Origin of the sequence: Synechococcus sp. N19, assembly GCF_900474045.1 — a bacterium.
Taxonomy (GTDB): domain Bacteria; phylum Cyanobacteriota; class Cyanobacteriia; order PCC-6307; family Cyanobiaceae; genus Parasynechococcus.
Genome location: NZ_UCNR01000002.1, coordinates 1 through 17,450 on the forward strand (window position 1 = coordinate 1; position 17,450 = coordinate 17,450).

The window sequence follows — 17,450 nt, forward strand, 5'->3', positions numbered from 1 at the left end:
AGGGCAGGAGAGCCCTGCCTGATCGGGATTGTAAAGGAAGTTTGCGCTGTGTGTCGCTGGCTTGATGAAGTTGTTGTGAAGAGGCCCTACGCCCTTTTGGCGGCAGCGCTTGTTAGCGTCCCGAAAGCCTCATGGCAGCTGACGTGGCACCACAACAAGAACGGGTGTTGCTGGTACGGCTGCCCTGCAATCCGATCTTTCCGATCGGGCCGATCTATCTAGCCGACCATCTGCACAAATGCTTCCCGGAGATGCCTCAGCGCATCCTGGATCTCGCTGCTCTGCCGGTGCTGGATGTCCATCGCGTGCTGGACGCCACAGTTGACCAGTTCCAGCCGACGCTGCTGGTGTTCTCGTGGAGAGACATCCAGATCTATGCGCCGGTCGATGGGCGGGGGGGCAACCCTCTTCAGAATTCGTTCGAGGTCTTTTACGCCCGTAACCCTCTGAAGCGTCTGCATGGAGCCTTGGGTGGGCTTCAGTTAATGAGCAGTCATTACGGCGAGCTGCGCAGGAACCAGCGTCTGGTGCGTCAAGGTTTGAAACGTGCACGCCGCCACCAGCCGACGGCCAGAGCAGTGCTGGGCGGTGGAGCTGTCAGTGTGTTTTACGAGCAACTCGGCAAATCGCTCCCCAAAGGAACGGTGGTCTCTATCGGTGAGGGGGAGCCGCTGCTCGAGAAGTTGATTCAGGGTCACTCCCTCGAGGGCGAACGATGCTTCGTGGTTGGCGAGAAGCCGCGTTCAGGCCTGATCCATGAGCAGCCGGAAAGTCGGCCCAAAACCGCCTGCAATTACGACTACATCGCTTCGATCTGGCCCCAGCTCGACTGGTACCTCGAAGGCGGTGACTTTTACGTAGGAGTTCAGACCAAGCGCGGCTGCCCCCACAACTGTTGTTACTGCGTCTACACGGTGGTGGAAGGCAAGCAGGTGCGCCTTAACCCCGTGGATGAGGTGGTGAAAGAGATGCGCCAGCTGTACGACCGCGGTGTTCGTGGTTTCTGGTTCACCGATGCCCAGTTCATACCGGCGCGGCGCTACATCGAAGACGCCAAGGAACTGCTACGGGCGATCAAGGCTGAAGGGCTGACCGGCATTCGTTGGGCCGCCTATATCCGCGCCGACAATCTTGACCCCGAATTGGCCCAGCTCATGGTGGAGACGGGCATGAGCTATTTCGAGATCGGCATTACATCCGGCTCGCAGGAGCTCGTTCGCAAGATGCGCATGGGCTACAACCTTCGCACCGTTCTGGAGAGTTGCCGGATGCTGGCGGATGCGGGCTTCCGGGATCACGTGTCGGTGAACTACTCCTTCAACGTGATCGACGAAAGGCCGGCAACGATCCGCCAGACCGTGGCTTATCACCGAGAGCTGGAGGCCATTTTTGGCGCTGATTTGGTGGAGCCAGCAATCTTCTTCATCGGTTTGCAGCCCCACACTCATCTTGAGCAGTACGGGTTCGATCAGGGTTTGATCAAGCCTGGTTACAACCCGATGAGCATGATGCCTTGGACGGCGCGAAAACTTCTCTGGAACCCCGAACCGATGGGGAGCACCTTTGGTCGGGTGTGTCTTGAGGCATTTGATCGCAATCCTGCAGATTTTGGTCGCACAGTGATGTCACTCCTCGAAAGGGACTACGGCGTGGCTCAGCTTCAGGAGGCTCTTCGTGCTCCGGTGGAGGGTCGCAAAGCTTTGGCAACGGCGACCCGTTGACTCATCGCCACCATCGGCGTCTGATCAGGATGAATCCCCCCAGTCCGGCCCAACCCAAAAGACCACTCACCGGGTTGGGATTTGCGCCACCTCCCCCAAGAAGCCAAGTTGGGCTCGTTCCAGGCAGGGTGATCAGACCGGCTTGAAGGGCGAACCACCCACCAACAAGCCCGCCGTGCAAGCCAATTGATCCCCAGAGCACTCCGTTGTCGGCTCTGCGTTGCAGGGCTAGGGCAAGACCCAGCAATACCAGGCCGATGAGCAGTGCAATGGCTTCGGTGGGAGGCAGCTGGTACCAGGGATGCACTAGGGCAAATACAGCCGCCTGAATCCCGATCGCCCGCTTTCGCCCTGTCAATAGCTCCAATTCGCCCCAGAGCCAACCACGAAAGAGCAGCTCCTCTGCAAAACCCACCAGAAGCATCAGGGCAATGGCATTGGCAAGATCACCTGTTGTGATTCGGCCCTGCCATAAGCCGTGTCCGCTGAGCAGGAGGACAGCAACCACTCCGAAAAGAAGGGCTGCGGCTTTCGTGAGACCACGCAGGAATGCGTGCAAGGCTTTGACGACTGGTCGAACCACTCCAAGTTGCTGCCAAGGGTGATTAACGCCCCAGGTCCGTCGCAACCGCCAAGGCAGTGAAATCAGCATTGCTGCAACGCTGGGGGCCGCCGCTAAGGAAGCCAGCTGAGCCGGGGGAACACCTGCGAGGCCAAGAAGTCCTTGCAAGCTCAGAAACAACGCCACCAAGGACGCCGGATACAGAAGAGTGCCTCGCCAGCAGGGCCTCATGCCTCAGGCTCGATGGAGCTGGTCAGGCCTTTGGATTTCAGCGTCTCGCAGTAGAACTCAGCCGGTTCGATGTCGCAGACGATCACCAAGCCCACGCCAGTGTTGTGGGCTTCTAGCATCACGGCCATGCAGTCCTGCTCGCTGAGTTGAGGCACAACCTGCTGCAGGGTGGCCACCACGTATTCCATGGAGTTCACCGGATCGTTGTGGAGCAGCACCTTGTAGCGAGGCGAGCGCTTGCGAACCCGTTCTGGCGCTTTGTCCAGAACAGCTGCACCACCTGGTTTTTGGCTGGGAGAGTCCATCGCCATGGCCATTGATCCGAAGCGATTGAAATCTAAAGGCAATGCGAACGGGGAGCGGCTCAAAGCGCCTTGATGCGAGCCATGGCTTCATCCACATTGGCCCGGCTGTTAAAGGCCGACAAGCGGAAATACCCCTCTCCAGCTGCACCGAAACCGCTGCCGGGTGTGCCCACCACGTTGGCTTTGTTGAGCAGATGGTCGAAGAATCCCCAGGAATCCATGCCCTCTGGGGTCTTGATCCAGACGTAGGGAGCGTGTTCGCCGCCATAGACGGTGAGGCCTGCAGCACTGAGTTCGCGACGAATGATCGCGGCGTTCTCCATGTAGAAGCTCACCAGGGCCTTCACTTCGGCCTGACCGGCTTCGGAGTAAACAGCCTCAGCTCCGCGTTGAATGATGTAGCTCACACCGTTGAACTTGGTGCTCTGACGTCGGTTCCACAGCCCCCAGAGTTCCACCGCTTCGCCGTTGGCCGCTTTGCCTTTCAGCCCTTTGGGCACCACGGTGAAGGCACAGCGGGTACCGGTGAAGCCAGCGTTTTTGGAGAAGGAACGGAATTCGATGGCACAGTCCCGGGCTCCTTCGATCTCGAAAATGGAGTGGGGGAGTTCAGGGTTCTGGATGAAGGCCTCATAGGCAGCATCGAAGAGGATCAGTGCGCCATTGGCGCGGGCGTAGTTCACCCAGGCCTGGAGTTGTTCCCGGGTGGCGACGGCACCGGTGGGGTTGTTGGGGAAGCAGAGGTAGATCAGGTCGACCGGTTCACTGGGAATCTGCGCTGCAAAGCCGTTGTCCGCGCTGATTGGTAGATAGGTCAGTCCCGCGTAGCGACCGATCTCTCCGGCTTCCCCGGTGCGGCCAGCCATCACGTTGCTGTCCACGTACACCGGGTAGACGGGGTCCGTGACGGCCACCTTGTTGCCCTCGCCGAGGATGTCGAGGATGTTGCTGCTGTCGCACTTGGAGCCGTCGGAAACAAAAATTTCCTCGGCACTGATGTCGCACCCTCGGGCTTGGAAGTCGTTTTTGGCGATGGCCTCCCGCAGCCAGCCGTAGCCCTGTTCCGGGCCGTAGCCATGGAAGCCTTCGGCGGTGCCCATCTCATCGATGGCGGTTTTCATGGCTTCACGGCAGGCCAGCGGCAGGGGTTCCGTGACATCACCGATGCCCAGGCGGATCAGCGCTGCCTCGGGATTGGCGCTGCTGAATGCTTTGACGCGTCGACTGATCTCAGGGAACAGGTAGCCCGCTTTGAGCTTGAGGTAGTTGCCGTTGACCTGAACCACGGAATCGGGAGCTATTTCTGCGGGGCATCCTGCCGTGTCGGCAGCTCCATACGATGACCTCAGGAGTCAGGACATCCGACGTGGTCGTCTCATCCCTGGATCACCCGGTTGATTTTCATGCCCTGGTGGACAGCGGTATCAACAAACCGGCCCGCTACATGGGGCACGAGTTAGGGGTTGAACCACGGGACTGGCAGACAGCGTCGGTTCGCTGGGCGCTCACCTACCCCGAGATCTATGAGGTTGGCTCCAGCAACCTGGGCCACATCATTCTCTATTCGATCCTCAATGCCGTCCCCGGGCAGTTGTGTGATCGCGCCTATCTTCCAGCGGCTGATCTGGCAGGCCGCTTGCGGGAACGCTCCCAGGCGTTGTTTGCCGTGGAAAGCCGTCGGCCTTTGCCGGCCTTCGACATCCTGGGTTTCAGTCTCAGTTACGAACTGGGCGCCACCAACATCCTTGAGATGCTGGATCTGGCGCAGGTGCCCATCCGCGCCGCTGATCGGGGCGACTTGCCCCTGAGTGATCCTGCAGCACCTCCTCTGATTTTCGCTGGTGGGCCCACCGCCACCAGCAATCCAGAGCCCTATGCCCCGTTTTTCGACTTCATCGCTCTGGGTGACGGTGAGGAGCTGTTGCCCGAAATCGGTCTGGTGGTGGCGCAAGCCAAAGCGGATGGATTGACGCGATCGCAATTGCTGCGGGATCTGGCCCAGGTTCCCGGCGTTTACGTTCCTGCGCTTTATGGAACGGGCGCCGATGGGGTCACCCTCGAGCCGCTTCATCCTGATGTCCCGGCACGGGTTCTTCGCCGTGTGGCGACGCCAATGCCCCACTACGCCATGGGTCTCGTGCCCCATGTGGAAACGGTGCATGACCGTCTCACGGTGGAGATTCGCCGCGGTTGCACCCGGGGTTGTCGCTTCTGCCAGCCCGGAATGTTGACGCGACCGGCTCGGGATGTGGAACCCGAAGCTGTGATCGAGGCAGTGGAGACCGGCATGAAACAAACTGGCTACAGCGATTTCTCGCTGCTCTCCTTGAGCTGCAGCGACTATCTGGCGCTGCCGGCGGTGGGGGTGGAGTTGCGCAACCGCCTGGCGGATCAGAACGTCACGCTTCAACTGCCCAGCCAGCGGGTGGATCGCTTCGATGAAGACATTGCCCACATCCTTGGTGGCACGCGGAAAGCGGGTCTCACCTTCGCCCCGGAGGCCGGGACACAGCGCCTCCGCGACATCGTCAACAAGGGCCTCACCGATGACGACCTGCTGCATGGCATCCGCACGGCCATGCAGAACGGATACCGCAAGGTGAAGCTGTACTTCATGATCGGCCTCCCCGGTGAGACGGATGCCGATGTTCTCGGCATCGCCGAGACCTGCGTGATGCTCCAGCAGCGCTGCCGTGACCTGGGTCGGCTGAATCTGAACATCACGATCAGTAATTTCACGCCCAAGCCCCACACCCCTTTTCAGTGGCACAGCGTCTCCACGGCTGAGTTTGAGCGGCGCCAGGTGCTGCTCAAGGAGGCCTTCAGGCGTTTGCGCGGCGTGAAGGTGAATTTCACCGATGTGCGGCTTTCGGCCATGGAGGATTTTGTGGGCCGCAGCGATCGGCGCCTTGCCCCGGTGATCGAAGCGGCCTGGCGAGCTGGTGCCGGCATGGATGCCTGGTTCGAGTCGCTGGATCGCACTTACGCCGCCTGGACCGGAGCCATCGCGGACGCCGGCCTGGAGGGGCGTTACCGGGAGATGGAGGTGGGGGGGTGGAGTGCTGTGGCTGCGCTGGATCGGGAGGATCTGAAAGCGTTCTGTGCTCAGCCACTCCCCTGGGATCACATCGACACCGGCATCGACAAAGCCTGGCTCGCGGACGATCTGCAACGGGCTCTGGCAGCGGCGGTTGTGCCCGACTGCTCCTTTGATGGTTGCAGCAGTTGTGGGGTCTGCGGCCCGGATCTCGGACACAACGTGGTGGTTCCCGCTCCTGAGGTGCCACCCCAGGTGCCAACCCAGGCGCCGCCCAGTGACCGGCTGTGCCGGATCCGGGTGCAATTCGCCAAAACGGGATCGATGGCGCTGCTCAGCCATCTTGATCTGATGCGCATGCTGGAGCGGGCCCTGCGTCGCAGTGCGCTTCCGATCAGCTTCACCGGTGGGTTTCATCCACTGCCGCGGGTTCAGATCGCTTTGGCACTTCCCCTCGGTGCTGAGGCCCAGAGCGAGTGGATGGATTTGGAATTCACCGAGGCCCTGGATCCCAACCACTTCCGTAAGACGCTTCAGCCGTTGCTGCCGGAGGGCATTCAGCTGCTGGCGGCAGCCGAGGTTCCCGTCAGTGGCAAGAGCCTTTCGCAAGAACTGACGGGGGCTATTTGGTGTTTTGATCTCGTGCCGCAGGAGCAGGACCCGATGTCATTGGATTGGAATGCGGCGGTTGATCAGCTCCTGCAGGCCACAACCTTGGTGTGGCACGACACCGATAAGAAGGGCCGCCCTCGGGAACGGGATTGCCGCCCCGCGTTGAAGGCGCTGCAGGTGACGGATCAGAACGCCAATGGATCCGTTCGGCTTCGCTTGGAAGCGGCGGTGGATGAGATGGGTCGAAGCTTGCGCCCTGCTCAGATTCAGCACTGGCTGGCTGAGACCGTTGGTCAGCCCTTGCAGGTGCAACGCTTGGCGCGAGAGGCCCTGCTCCTCAGTGCGCAGTGCTAATTTGGCTACAGAACAGGTGTTTCGTCCGTCGGGACCAACCTTGTTCCGGTCTTGTCTGATCCAATACGGATATCGAGGTCCACATCACGGCTTGCATGGCGGTCTTTTTTTGAAACCCCCAAGCCTGAGTCATAGGAGTTCTTGCTCCACAACCTTTTGGTCTTGCTGACCAGCTCAGATCTTTCCATCAACCCGTGAGGGGGAACCGGCAGGTTCCTCAACGGATTTGGCCCTCAATCGGGCTCAACCAGTCCTGTTATGCCCCAGCAAATTGTCATCGCGGAGCAGCTGCGCATAGCAGCAGTGCTGACCGATGAACGCGTTGATGAACTCATCGTCGCGCAGGGTCGCTATCAGATCGGAGATGTCTATTTAGGAACGGTAGAAAATGTTCTGCCAGGCATTGATGCCGCCTTCGTCAATATCGGTGAAAGTGAGAAAAACGGGTTCATCCATGTCACCGATCTTGGGCCGCTGCGTCTGAAGAAAGGTTCAGCAGGGATCACTGAACTTCTGGAGCCTCGCCAGAAGGTTCTGGTTCAGGTGATGAAAGAACCGACCGGCACCAAAGGCCCACGGTTGACGGGAAATCTTGCTCTGCCAGGTCGCTACCTGGTGCTTCAGCCCCATGGCCAGGGGGTCAACATCTCCCGGCGCATCAGTTCTGATGCAGAACGGAACCGACTGCGTGCCCTTGGTGTTCTGATCAAGCCGCCTGGAGCCGGTCTGCTGATCCGTACGGAAGCCGACGGCATCAGCGAAGAGCTGTTGATTGAGGATCTGGAATCCTTGCTGCGCCAGTGGGAGGCGATTCAGCAAGCCGCTGAAACGGCTGCACCGCCGGTGCTGCTCAACCGCGATGAAGACTTCATCCATCGGATTCTGCGGGACCACATGGGCCCGGATCTGGCCCGGGTTGTGGTGGACGATGCCGCAGCTGTGAACCGTGTGAGCAGTTTCCTTGGTGCCGAAGCCGGCAATGTGCTGGTGGAAGCCCACAGTGAACCCAGCGAGTTGCTGGAGCACTACAAGGTCAATGCCGCCATCCGCGATGCGCTGAAGCCGCGGGTTGATCTGCCGTCCGGTGGCTACGTGATCATCGAGCCCACCGAAGCGCTCACGGTGATCGATGTGAACTCGGGCTCGTTCACACGATCGGCCAATGCGCGTGAAACCGTTCTGTGGACCAACTGTGAGGCGGCGATCGAAATCGCTCGCCAGCTCAAGCTTCGCAACATCGGTGGGGTGATCATCATCGACTTCATCGATATGGATTCCCGTCGTGATCAGCTCCAGCTGCTGGAGCATTTCACGACAGCCGTCCGTGACGACTCAGCCCGCCCGCAGATCGCACAGCTCAGCGAACTGGGCCTAGTGGAACTCACCCGCAAGCGTCAAGGGCAGAACATCTATGAACTGTTCGGTCGGGCTTGCCCCAGCTGTGGTGGTCTGGGCCATGTGGCCGTTCTTCCCGGTAAAGACCTGCTTCAACCTCTGGCAACGGCCACAGGATTGGTTCGCTCGGCGGCCTCTGCCCGCGCCGAAGTTGTTGCGCCCGGAGAGAGCGGTGGCAATGGCCGGCGGCGGCGCGGTGGTCGAGGGCGTGGCAGTCAGGATGCCGTCCTTCCTGTCGAGACGTCCGACACCACTGCCCCTGAGGTGTCGACCCAAGAGGCTCAGGAGCCCGCAACCGCCCGTCGTCAGGACCCTGAATTGGTTGCCGTCCCGATGACCGACGAGCAACAGCAGCTGTTTGGTTGGCTGGGATTGAATCCTGCCCTGTTGCTGGAGGAGCCCCCTGCATCCGACAACGTCGTGGTCCGGGTTGTGCGTCCTGGCGAGGACGAGCAAGAGGTGCTGGAGGCGGCGCGTCAGCAATTGGCGGCCAGTTCCGGACGCCGCCGTCGTCGTGGCGGACGGGGTGGTCGTTCAGGATCACGCAACGGTGCGAGTCAGTCCACTGCGACTCCTGCCGCTGAGAAGCCTGTTCTCGTCACCTCGTCCGCCCCGGATGAGTCGGCTCCCCTGATGGTGGAGATCACCCCCTTGGAGGCGGTGACCAACCTGACGATCACCGAACCAGAACCTGCCCCCATCAGCGAAGCAGCTGAGCCCGAGCCTGTGGCCGTGGCGGAAACAGCTGAGCCTGATGAGCCTCGCCGTCGCCGTCGCCGCTCCTCGGCTGTCGCCACGGTCTGAGTCGGATGACCGCGCAGGACTCCCTCCCCCTCGGGCGGGACGTGGCTGGTGTGGATGAAGTCGGTCGCGGTTGCTTGTTCGGTCCTGTGTTTGCGGCTGCTGTTGTGCTCGAGAGCGCAGCGGCTCAAGAGCTGTTGAAGGCAGGGCTGACCGATAGCAAAAAACTGTCAGCCAAGCGTCGGGCTGCTCTGGTTCCGGTGATCCAGTCGCTGTGTGTGGCATCCGGTCTGGGCCAGGCGTCAGCGCGCGAAATTGACGCCTGCGGCATCCGCGTTGCCACGGAACGCGCCATGTTGCGGGCGCTGCAGCGATTGCCGCAGCGCCCCGGGCTCGTGCTGGTGGATGGCAACCTTCCCCTTCGGCTGTGGAAGGGCCCGCAGCACACGGTGATCGCAGGGGACAGCCGATCAGCGGCCATTGCTGCGGCGAGTGTTCTGGCCAAGGAGGCCAGGGATGCACTCATCCGGCGCTTATCGGCTCGCTTCCCTGGTTACGGCCTTGAGCGCCATGCGGGCTATGGCACTGCGCAACATCGTCAGAGCTTGATGGCCTCAGGCCCCACGCCCCTGCATAGGCACACGTTCTTGAGGCGTCTGCTCGGTTGAGCCTTGCCCGTCGGTGTCCCGGCACCAGCTGCGGTAGTCGTCGATCAGTTGCTGGCCAACCCGGGCTTTGATGCCGATGAGGATGCCACTCAAGATTGATTCGCCCGTTGATTCCAGCACCCGTTTAGGGATCAGCTTGAGCAGCGATGGCTGGCTGACGCTCACCGAAAGATGGGCATGTCCCTGAAGTCCGTCGGGTGTGGACGTCAGCCGTGCTTCCAGATTCAGGGCGAAGTCATCAACAATCCCCAGACCCTCCAGTTCGCAGTCGAGGGCCTGCATTACCAATGTGTCGCCTTCCATGTGGATCTGGAGGGACACCACGGGTTTCACGTGGAGCTGGAAGACCTGAAGGCTGGTCACCACATAGCGGTAGCGCCCTGACTGCAGGCGGGTGAGCTGTTTGGCGTCCAGCAGGGCCCCGAGGACGCGCTCCTCCTCCAAAAGGTAAGTGGGAAGCCGCTCTGCTCCGGTTCGGACAGGCAGATCAAGCTTTTGACTGGCTTCGAAGGCCAGGGGCATGGTCTTCACCTGACGCGGCATGATCTTATCGAGTCCATCCAGTGCGGCTTCGATGCCTACACGTCTCGCATTCCTTGGCCCAGTCGGGACCTATGGCGAGCAGGCCGCCCGGGTGTTGATCGAACAGGACGCACTCGAGGATGTTCAGCTCGTTCCCTGCGTGGGGCTCCGATCGGTGGTGGAACAGCTGGCTGGAGGGCAGTGTGATTCAGCCGTTGTCCCGATCGAGAACTCGGTTGAAGGGGGGGTGACAGCGACCCTCGATGCGCTGTGGTCCCATCCGGAGCTCTGTATCCGCAGGGCTTTGGTGCTGCCGATTCAGCACGCTCTGCTGGGGAGTGGGCCGCTCAGCAGAGTCACCGAAGTGCTCTCCCACCCGCAGGCTCTGGCCCAGTGCAGTGGCTGGTTGGCCCAGCATCTGCCCGACGCCTTGCAACTGCCCACCTCATCCACGGCTGAAGCAGCTCGCATGGTGGCGGGCAGTCCCTTCCGGGCTGCGATCGCCTCCCAGACCGCTGCCCGGGAACACGGGTTGGATCAGCTGGTGTTCCCGGTGAACGATGTTGCGGGCAATCGCACCCGTTTTCTGCTGCTGCGCCGTGGGCAGCGCAGTGAGCATGGCGATGTGGCCAGTCTGGCGTTCTCGCTGCATCGAAATGCGCCGGGAGCTTTGCTGGAGGCTCTGGCCTGTCTGGCTGAGCGTGGCCTGAACATGAGCCGGATTGAATCGCGACCGTCCAAACGGGAGCTGGGGGAATACGTCTTTTTTGTGGATGTGGATCTTCCGCCGGCTCCGTCAACGGCTCTGCAGGATCTGATCGCCCAATTGCAGCCTCTGTGTGAGCATCTCGCCCATTTTGGTGCCTACCCCAGCAGCGATTTGAGCGGCTGTTAAGGATCAGCCCTTTCTGATCCGGAAGACGCCGAACCGCATCAGACCGGTGGCGAAGGCCCAGTGCATCAGCAGCAACGTCGGCGTTTCTCTCAGGCCTTGCAGAACAGCTTTCGGTCCCAGGCTGAGCACCGCCCAGGGACGGCGGACGCCCTCGATGATCGAGTCAATCCATGAGGGAAGCGTGGCCTGGGTCCAGTCACCGGTGACGATCTCGCCACGGTGGTGCACGCTGTTGTCGAGGTTCTGGCGGAACCCGTTGATGCTGGCGAATTCAGGGTGGGCCCATTGGTTGAGCAGCTGACGCATCACCCAGCGTTCGGTTCGCGTCATGCCGCCGTCAGATGGATCCCGGCGGTTCCAGTCGGCCACTGCAAGCAGACCCCCCGGTCGCATCACCCGCAGCAGCTCATCGGCATAACGCTGCTTGTCCGGCATGTGGGGCCCGGCCTCCACACTCCAAACCGCATCAAAGCTCTGATCGGGCAGTTGAAGATCCAAGGCGTCCATCACCTGGAAGCGGCAGCTCAGACCTGATGGGGTGAGTTGTGTGGCTCGTTCCACCTGGGCAGGGCTGATGCTGATGCCGAGAACGTTCAATCCGTAATCCCGCGCCAGGATTCGGGCACTGCCACCGATGCCGCATCCCACATCCAGCACCCGGCTGCCGGCGGGGAGTTGGTCCAGACCGCTCCATCGCACCAGCTCGTGGACGAAGGCTTCCTTGGCTTCGCGGAAGTCGCAGGAGCCGGGCGGGTTCCCGTAATGGCCGAGATGGACATGCTCTCCCCAGAGCTGCTCCAGCAAGCGGTCTTCCGTCCAGGCGTCGTAGGCGGAGGCGACACTCTCCGACGATTCGTAGCGCCGGTCGCGGCGAAGCCACAGCGCAACTCCGGTGGCTCCAATGGCCCCGGCCACCACTAACAGAGATCCCAACATCACTTCAGATCCATCAACACAGTGCGGGCTGCCAGTTGGCGTCGGGTGTGATCCAACATTTCAAATTGCTGACTCAACCGTTCGTGGGTGTCGGTTAGTTCCAGAAGACTCTGCTGCTCCGAAGCTGCCTGATCCAGATGGGCGCTGATCCAGAAGGAGAGTTCCCGCGGTAGATCAGGCAGATCGTCAGGCAGTTCCACCTCTCGGTTCTGCAGTTTGCTGGTCAGCTGAACGACGTCGCTCAAGGCTTCGCTCACCTTGTCCCTCAGGCTGTTGAGCTGGTCGGTGTCGGCCACGGGCTCATCCTCCAGCCAGCTCACCATCCCTGTTCGGTAGGGCGTTTCACGCGTGATGTTGAGCAGCCGGAACCGCTGTTGGCCCAGCGAAACGATGTAGCTGCGACCGTCTTCGGTTGTTTGGTGCTGAAGCACCTCAGCGCAGCAACCGATTTCGGCCATTTCGCCGTTCTCGGGGTTGATGCGAACGATGCCGAATCGTTTGTCGGTCTCCAGAACCGTCTGGAGAAGCATCCGATAACGCGATTCAAAAATGTGCAGCGGCAGGAGCTGCTGCGGGAACAACACGACGTCCGGCAGGGGGAACAGGGGAAGCTCCCTCACAGAAAAATCGGACACGAACGCCGTGTTGTAGGCAACTGAATCCTAGGAAAATGAAGTTCTGATTGAACGGATCAGAGCTTCACTTCGATGTCCACACCACTGGGGAGATCAAGCTTCATCAGCGCATCGATGGTTTTGGCCGAGGGGCTGTAGATGTCGATGATCCGACGGTGGGTGCGGGTCTCGAAGTGCTCGCGGGAGTCCTTGTCCACGTGGGGAGAGCGCAGAACGCAGTAGATCTTGCGTTTCGTGGGCAGGGGGATCGGACCGATCGCGGTTGCAGCGGTGTTATCGGCCGTTTCAATGATTTTCTCGCAAGAAAGATCGAGCATGCGGCGGTCGAACGCCTTCAGGCGGATGCGGATCTTCTGCTGAGCGATGGCAGTGGACATAGGAAGGGAGCGAAAAAGCTTCGAGATCGAAGCAGGACTTCAGTTGTCGAGGTTCTGAGAAATGTAGGAGATGGGGGGCTGAGCCCCTCCATCTCCTGCCGTGTGGTTCAGCTTGCGCTGATCACTCGATGATCTTGGAGACCACGCCAGCACCGATGGTGCGGCCGCCTTCGCGAATAGCGAAGCGCATGCCTTGCTCGATGGCGACGGGGCAGATCAGCTCACCGGTCATCTGGATGTTGTCACCAGGCATCACCATTTCCACGTTGGAACCGTCTTCTGCGGTGAAGGCAGTGATTTGGCCGGTCACGTCCGTTGTACGGATGTAGAACTGCGGGCGGTAGCCAGCGAAGAAGGGAGTGTGGCGGCCGCCTTCTTCCTTCTTGAGCACGTACACCTGACCCTCGAACTTGGTGTGAGGGGTGATGGAACCGGGCTTCACGAGCACCATGCCGCGCTCGATGTCTTCCTTCTGGATGCCGCGCAGCAGCAGACCAACGTTGTCGCCAGCCATGCCCTCATCGAGCAGCTTGCGGAACATTTCCACACCGGTGACGGTGGTCTTGCGGGTGTCCTTGATGCCGACGATTTCGATCTCTTCGCCGACCTTGACGATGCCGCGCTCGATACGGCCGGTGGCCACGGTGCCGCGACCGGTGATGGAGAAGACGTCTTCCACTGCCATCAGGAAGGGCTTGTCCACTTCCCGCTCAGGCTCAGGGATGCTGGCGTCAACAGCCGCCATCAGTTCCTCGATCTTGGCTTCCCACTCAGCCTCGCCCTCGATGGCCTTCAGGCCGGAGACCTGAACCACGGGGATGTCGTCGCCGGGGAAGTCGTAGCTGGAGAGCAGTTCGCGGATCTCCATCTCCACCAGTTCGATGATCTCTTCGTCATCGACCATGTCGCACTTGTTGAGTGCAACCACCAGAGCGGGAACGCCCACCTGCTTGGCCAGGAGGATGTGCTCCTTGGTCTGGGCCATGGGGCCGTCGGTGGCGGCACACACCAGAATGGCGCCGTCCATCTGAGCGGCACCGGTGATCATGTTCTTCACATAGTCCGCGTGGCCAGGGCAGTCCACGTGGGCGTAGTGACGGGTCTCGGTCTCGTACTCAACGTGAGCGGTGTTGATGGTGATGCCGCGCTCACGCTCTTCAGGGGCGCCGTCGATGTCGGCGTAGTTCTGAACTTCAGCCTGACCCTTCTTTGCGAGCACGTTGGTGATCGCAGCGGTGAGGGTGGTCTTGCCGTGGTCAACGTGGCCGATAGTGCCGATGTTGACGTGGGGCTTGTTCCTTTCGAACTTCTCGCGTGCCATGGGTGTTTAAAGAATCGAGGGTTGGATTTGGAGGAGTTTAGAGATCAGGAATTGCCCTGATTCTTGGAAATGATGGCCTCGGCCACATTGCGAGGAACTTCGGCGTAATTGTCGAATTCCATCGAGAAAATGCCCCGGCCCTGGGTCATGGAGCGGAGCTCGGTGGCGTAACCGAACATCTCGGCAAGGGGCACCTTGGCCGAGATTTTGGACGTGCCGTCTTCGACGGACTGGCCCTCAACCTGACCTCGACGGGAGGACAGGTCGCCGATGATCGAACCGAGGAAATCCTCGGGAGCTTCGACCTCGACCTTCATCATCGGTTCAAGCAGCACTGGGTTGCACTTCTTGACGCCGTCCTTGAAGGCCATGGATCCGGCGATCTTGAACGCCATCTCCGAGGAGTCGACGTCGTGATAAGAGCCATGCACCAGGGTGCATTTCACATCGATGAGGGGGTATCCGGCGATCACACCGGATTCGCAGGTCTCCTTCATGCCCTGCTCGGCGGGCTTGATGTATTCCTTCGGAACGACACCGCCCACGATCTTGTTGACGAATTCGAAGCCGGAGCCGGGCTCGCCCGGTTCCATCTCGATCACAACGTGGCCGTACTGGCCCTTACCACCGGTCTGACGGGAGAACTTGCCCTCGCCACCTGCGGAACCACGGATGGTTTCGCGGTAGGACACCTGAGGTGCGCCGATGTTGGCTTCCACCTTGAACTCACGCAGCATGCGGTCCACCAGGATTTCCAGGTGGAGTTCGCCCATGCCGGCGATCACGGTCTGGCCGGTCTCGGAGTCGGTGTTAACGCGGAAGGTGGGGTCCTCTTCAGCCAGAGCAACCAGGGCCTTGGAGAGCTTTTCCATATCGCCCTTGGTCTTCGGCTCAACAGCCACGGAGATCACCGGTTCAGGGATGAACAGGGTCTCGAGAACGATCGGATCGTCCTGGGTGCAGAGGGTGTCACCCGTGGTGGTGTTCTTCAGTCCGAGCACCGCACCGAGGTCGCCGGCACGCAGTGCGTCGACTTCCTCACGGTCGTCAGCCTTGAGCACCACGAGGCGGGAGATGCGCTCCTTCTCACCTTTGGTGGAGTTGAGCACGTAGCTGCCCTTCTCGAGGATGCCGGAATACATCCGAACGAAGGTGAGCTTGCCGTAGGGATCTGCCATCACCTTGAAGGCGAGGGCGCTGAAGGGGGCGTTGTCGTCGGACGGACGCACCGCTTCGCTGCCGTCGGGGAGCACACCCTGGATGGGGGGAACGTCGACGGGGGCAGGGAGGTAGTCGATCACAGCGTCGAGCACCAGCTGCACACCTTTGTTCTTGAAGGCGGAGCCGCAGAGCATGGGCACCAGGCCGTGCTTGAGCACGCCCTCACGGATGCCTTTCTTGAGCTCGTCAACGCTGAGTTCGCCGGTTTCGAGGAACTTCTCGATCAGCGCCTCATCGGTTTCGGCGACGGTCTCCATCAAGGTGTTCCGCCATTCGGCCACCTCATCGGCCATGTCGGCCGGCACCTCGGCTTCTTCGATGTCGGTGCCGAGATCGTTTTTATAGATGTAGGCCTTGTTTGCAACGAGATCGATGATGCCGCTCAGCTCACCTTCAGCACCGATCGGAAGCTGGATTGGAACAGCGTTGGCCTTGAGGCGATCCTTGATCTGGCCGTGAACCTTGAGGAAGTCCGCACCGGTGCGGTCCATCTTGTTCACGAACACCATCCGGGGAACCGAATAACGATCGGCCTGACGCCAGACGGTTTCCGATTGGGGCTGAACCCCACCAACGGCGCAGAAGACAGCGATCACACCATCCAGCACACGCATGGAGCGCTCCACCTCAATGGTGAAGTCCACGTGGCCAGGCGTGTCGATGATGTTGATCCGATGGTCCTGCCAGGACGTCGAAATGGCAGCTGCGGTGATCGTGATGCCACGCTCCCGTTCCTGGGCCATCCAGTCGGTCACGGCGGCGCCGTCATGCACCTCGCCGATTTTGTGAACCACACCGGAATAGAACAGGATCCGTTCTGTCGTGGTGGTTTTGCCGGCATCGATGTGAGCAGCGATACCAATATTTCTGACGCGTTCCAGGGGGAAGTCGCGGGCCACAGGAAATTCTCCGGGGGTGGGGCGTGAAAAGGCGGGGAGACTCTACAGGCCAGCCATGAACATCTGTGTTGATGGCTGGCCTGCGAGGCTCAGTAGCGGTAGTGGGCGAAAGCCTTGTTGGCTTCGGCCATCTTGTGGGTTTCTTCGCGCTTGCGAACGGCGTTGCCAGCCTCGTTGGCGGCATCCATCAGTTCGCCAGCCAACTTCTGGGCCATGCTCCGGCCGTTGCGGGCACGGGAGAAGCTCACCAGCCAGCGCAGAGCCATAGCGGTGCCGCGCTCCTGGCGCACTTCCATGGGCACCTGATAGGTGGCACCACCAACACGGCGGGCGCGCACTTCCACTAGGGGGGTGGCGTTCTTAACAGCTGTTTCGAACAGTTCGAGCGGATCTCCGCCGGTGCGCTCGTTGATCAGGCCGAACGCGTCGGACAGGATCCGTTGCGCTGTCGACTTCTTGCCGTGCTGCATCAGGCGCACCACCATCATCGTGGCGAGGCGGCTGTTGAACTGCGGGTCGGGAAGAATCGGGCGCTTCTCAGCGGCGTTGCGGCGTGACATTAGGGATCAGAACTTGATGGGGATGAGGAAGAAACCGGTGATCACTCCTTCGGAGCCTTGGCGCCGTACTTGGAGCGGGACTGACGCCGGTCTTTCACGCCAGCGGTATCCAGGGTTCCGCGGATGATGTGGTAGCGGACGCCAGGGAGGTCTTTGACACGACCGCCGCGGATCAACACCACCGAGTGCTCCTGCAGGTTGTGACCGACACCGCCGATGTAGGCCGTGACCTCAAAGCCGGAGGTCAGGCGCACACGAGCCACCTTGCGCAGCGCCGAATTCGGCTTTTTGGGCGTTGAGGTGTAAACGCGGGTGCAAACACCGCGACGCTCAGGGCAGGACTTCAAAGCCGGGGACTTGGTCTTGGCCTTGAGGCGTGAGCGCTCAGTGCGGATCAGCTGTTGGATGGTTGGCATCGATGGTCGGTGAGCGGTCGGACTCCCGACCTGATTCGACAA

The 17,450-nt window shown here is 60.8% G+C and carries 16 protein-coding genes; 5 read left to right on the forward strand and 11 right to left on the reverse strand.

Annotated features, from left to right (window positions below):
* Positions 1-131: 131 nt before the first annotated feature.
* Positions 132-1,721 carry a photosystem II high light acclimation radical SAM protein gene (locus DXY02_RS00010; RefSeq protein WP_114987169.1) on the forward strand — a complete coding sequence of 530 codons (1,590 nt, stop codon included), beginning with the start codon at positions 132-134 and terminating at the stop codon, positions 1,719-1,721.
* Between the two features lies 1 nt (position 1,722).
* Here the strand turns inward: DXY02_RS00010 and DXY02_RS13155 are convergent, their stop codons facing one another.
* The 3 genes from DXY02_RS13155 to DXY02_RS00025 all read right to left on the reverse strand — a co-directional run bounded on the left by DXY02_RS13155 (position 1,723) and on the right by DXY02_RS00025 (position 4,105).
* Positions 1,723-2,229, reverse strand: a complete 507-nt coding sequence (locus DXY02_RS13155) for a lysostaphin resistance A-like protein (protein WP_371639793.1) — start codon at positions 2,227-2,229, stop codon at positions 1,723-1,725.
* 281 nt (positions 2,230-2,510) lie between these two features.
* Positions 2,511-2,831 (reverse strand): ATP-dependent Clp protease adapter ClpS, encoded by a 321-nt coding sequence (gene clpS / locus DXY02_RS00020; RefSeq protein WP_170951427.1) that lies wholly within the window; start codon positions 2,829-2,831, stop codon positions 2,511-2,513.
* Positions 2,832-2,878: 47 nt separating this feature from the next.
* On the reverse strand, positions 2,879-4,105 hold the full coding sequence (locus DXY02_RS00025) for an LL-diaminopimelate aminotransferase (protein ID WP_114987171.1): 1,227 nt from the start codon (positions 4,103-4,105) through the stop codon (positions 2,879-2,881).
* A 53-nt stretch (positions 4,106-4,158) separates the two neighbouring features.
* Between DXY02_RS00025 and DXY02_RS00030 the strand changes: the two genes are divergently transcribed.
* The 3 genes from DXY02_RS00030 (at position 4,159) to DXY02_RS00040 (ending at position 9,626) form a co-directional block, all read left to right on the forward strand.
* A complete protein-coding gene (locus DXY02_RS00030; protein ID WP_114987173.1) occupies positions 4,159-6,822 on the forward strand; it encodes a TIGR03960 family B12-binding radical SAM protein in 2,664 nt (887 codons plus the stop codon).
* A gap of 258 nt (positions 6,823-7,080) precedes the next feature.
* Positions 7,081-9,021, forward strand: a complete 1,941-nt coding sequence (locus tag DXY02_RS00035) for an Rne/Rng family ribonuclease (protein ID WP_114987175.1) — start codon at positions 7,081-7,083, stop codon at positions 9,019-9,021.
* 5 nt (positions 9,022-9,026) lie between these two features.
* Positions 9,027-9,626, forward strand: a complete 600-nt coding sequence (locus DXY02_RS00040) for a ribonuclease HII (RefSeq protein ID WP_114987178.1) — start codon at positions 9,027-9,029, stop codon at positions 9,624-9,626.
* On the opposite strand, the gene DXY02_RS00045 is transcribed toward DXY02_RS00040, so the two are convergent.
* Positions 9,573-10,169 (reverse strand): DUF1997 domain-containing protein, encoded by a 597-nt coding sequence (locus DXY02_RS00045; protein ID WP_114987180.1) that lies wholly within the window; start codon positions 10,167-10,169, stop codon positions 9,573-9,575. The genes DXY02_RS00040 and DXY02_RS00045 overlap by 54 nt on opposite strands.
* A gap of 31 nt (positions 10,170-10,200) precedes the next feature.
* On the opposite strand from DXY02_RS00045, the gene pheA reads away from it, so the two are divergent.
* Positions 10,201-11,043: a prephenate dehydratase gene (gene pheA / locus DXY02_RS00050; protein WP_114987182.1), complete on the forward strand. Its 843-nt coding sequence runs from the start codon at positions 10,201-10,203 to the stop codon at positions 11,041-11,043.
* 3 nt (positions 11,044-11,046) lie between these two features.
* On the opposite strand, the gene DXY02_RS00055 is transcribed toward pheA, so the two are convergent.
* The 7 genes from DXY02_RS00055 to rpsL form a co-directional block, all read right to left on the reverse strand.
* Positions 11,047-11,979 (reverse strand): methyltransferase domain-containing protein, encoded by a 933-nt coding sequence (locus DXY02_RS00055; protein ID WP_114987184.1) that lies wholly within the window; start codon positions 11,977-11,979, stop codon positions 11,047-11,049.
* Complete coding sequence (locus DXY02_RS00060) at positions 11,979-12,614, reverse strand: LON peptidase substrate-binding domain-containing protein (protein WP_114987187.1); 636 nt, start codon at positions 12,612-12,614, stop codon at positions 11,979-11,981. The genes DXY02_RS00055 and DXY02_RS00060 overlap by 1 nt, the downstream gene beginning before the upstream one ends.
* 56 nt (positions 12,615-12,670) lie before the next feature.
* A complete protein-coding gene (rpsJ, locus tag DXY02_RS00065; RefSeq protein WP_011363346.1) occupies positions 12,671-12,991 on the reverse strand; it encodes a 30S ribosomal protein S10 in 321 nt (106 codons plus the stop codon).
* 121 nt (positions 12,992-13,112) lie between these two features.
* Positions 13,113-14,312, reverse strand: coding sequence for an elongation factor Tu (gene tuf / locus DXY02_RS00070; RefSeq protein ID WP_114987190.1), 1,200 nt, complete (start codon positions 14,310-14,312; stop codon positions 13,113-13,115).
* 44 nt (positions 14,313-14,356) lie between these two features.
* Positions 14,357-16,432, reverse strand: coding sequence for an elongation factor G (gene fusA / locus DXY02_RS00075; RefSeq protein ID WP_114987193.1), 2,076 nt, complete (start codon positions 16,430-16,432; stop codon positions 14,357-14,359).
* Positions 16,433-16,521: 89 nt separating this feature from the next.
* Positions 16,522-16,992, reverse strand: coding sequence for a 30S ribosomal protein S7 (gene rpsG / locus DXY02_RS00080; RefSeq protein WP_006849937.1), 471 nt, complete (start codon positions 16,990-16,992; stop codon positions 16,522-16,524).
* A gap of 41 nt (positions 16,993-17,033) precedes the next feature.
* Positions 17,034-17,408, reverse strand: coding sequence for a 30S ribosomal protein S12 (gene rpsL / locus DXY02_RS00085; RefSeq protein WP_006850614.1), 375 nt, complete (start codon positions 17,406-17,408; stop codon positions 17,034-17,036).
* Positions 17,409-17,450 lie beyond the last annotated feature (42 nt).

Excerpts from the sequence above, each read along its gene's own strand:
- clpS (WP_170951427.1), bottom strand. The coding sequence starts at position 2,831 with ATGGCCATGGCGATGGACTCTCCCAGCCAAAAACCAGGTGGTGCAGCT.
- pheA (WP_114987182.1), top strand. The coding sequence starts at position 10,201 with ATGCCTACACGTCTCGCATTCCTTGGCCCAGTCGGGACCTATGGCGAG.
- rpsG (WP_006849937.1), bottom strand. The coding sequence starts at position 16,992 with ATGTCACGCCGCAACGCCGCTGAGAAGCGCCCGATTCTTCCCGACCCG.
- DXY02_RS00045 (WP_114987180.1), bottom strand. The coding sequence starts at position 10,169 with ATGCCGCGTCAGGTGAAGACCATGCCCCTGGCCTTCGAAGCCAGTCAA.
- DXY02_RS00035 (WP_114987175.1), top strand. The coding sequence starts at position 7,081 with ATGCCCCAGCAAATTGTCATCGCGGAGCAGCTGCGCATAGCAGCAGTG.
- DXY02_RS00040 (WP_114987178.1), top strand. The coding sequence starts at position 9,027 with ATGACCGCGCAGGACTCCCTCCCCCTCGGGCGGGACGTGGCTGGTGTG.
- DXY02_RS00030 (WP_114987173.1), top strand. The coding sequence starts at position 4,159 with ATGACCTCAGGAGTCAGGACATCCGACGTGGTCGTCTCATCCCTGGAT.
- DXY02_RS00010 (WP_114987169.1), top strand. The coding sequence starts at position 132 with ATGGCAGCTGACGTGGCACCACAACAAGAACGGGTGTTGCTGGTACGG.
- rpsL (WP_006850614.1), bottom strand. The coding sequence starts at position 17,408 with ATGCCAACCATCCAACAGCTGATCCGCACTGAGCGCTCACGCCTCAAG.
- DXY02_RS00055 (WP_114987184.1), bottom strand. The coding sequence starts at position 11,979 with ATGTTGGGATCTCTGTTAGTGGTGGCCGGGGCCATTGGAGCCACCGGA.
- tuf (WP_114987190.1), bottom strand. The coding sequence starts at position 14,312 with ATGGCACGCGAGAAGTTCGAAAGGAACAAGCCCCACGTCAACATCGGC.
- rpsJ (WP_011363346.1), bottom strand. The coding sequence starts at position 12,991 with ATGTCCACTGCCATCGCTCAGCAGAAGATCCGCATCCGCCTGAAGGCG.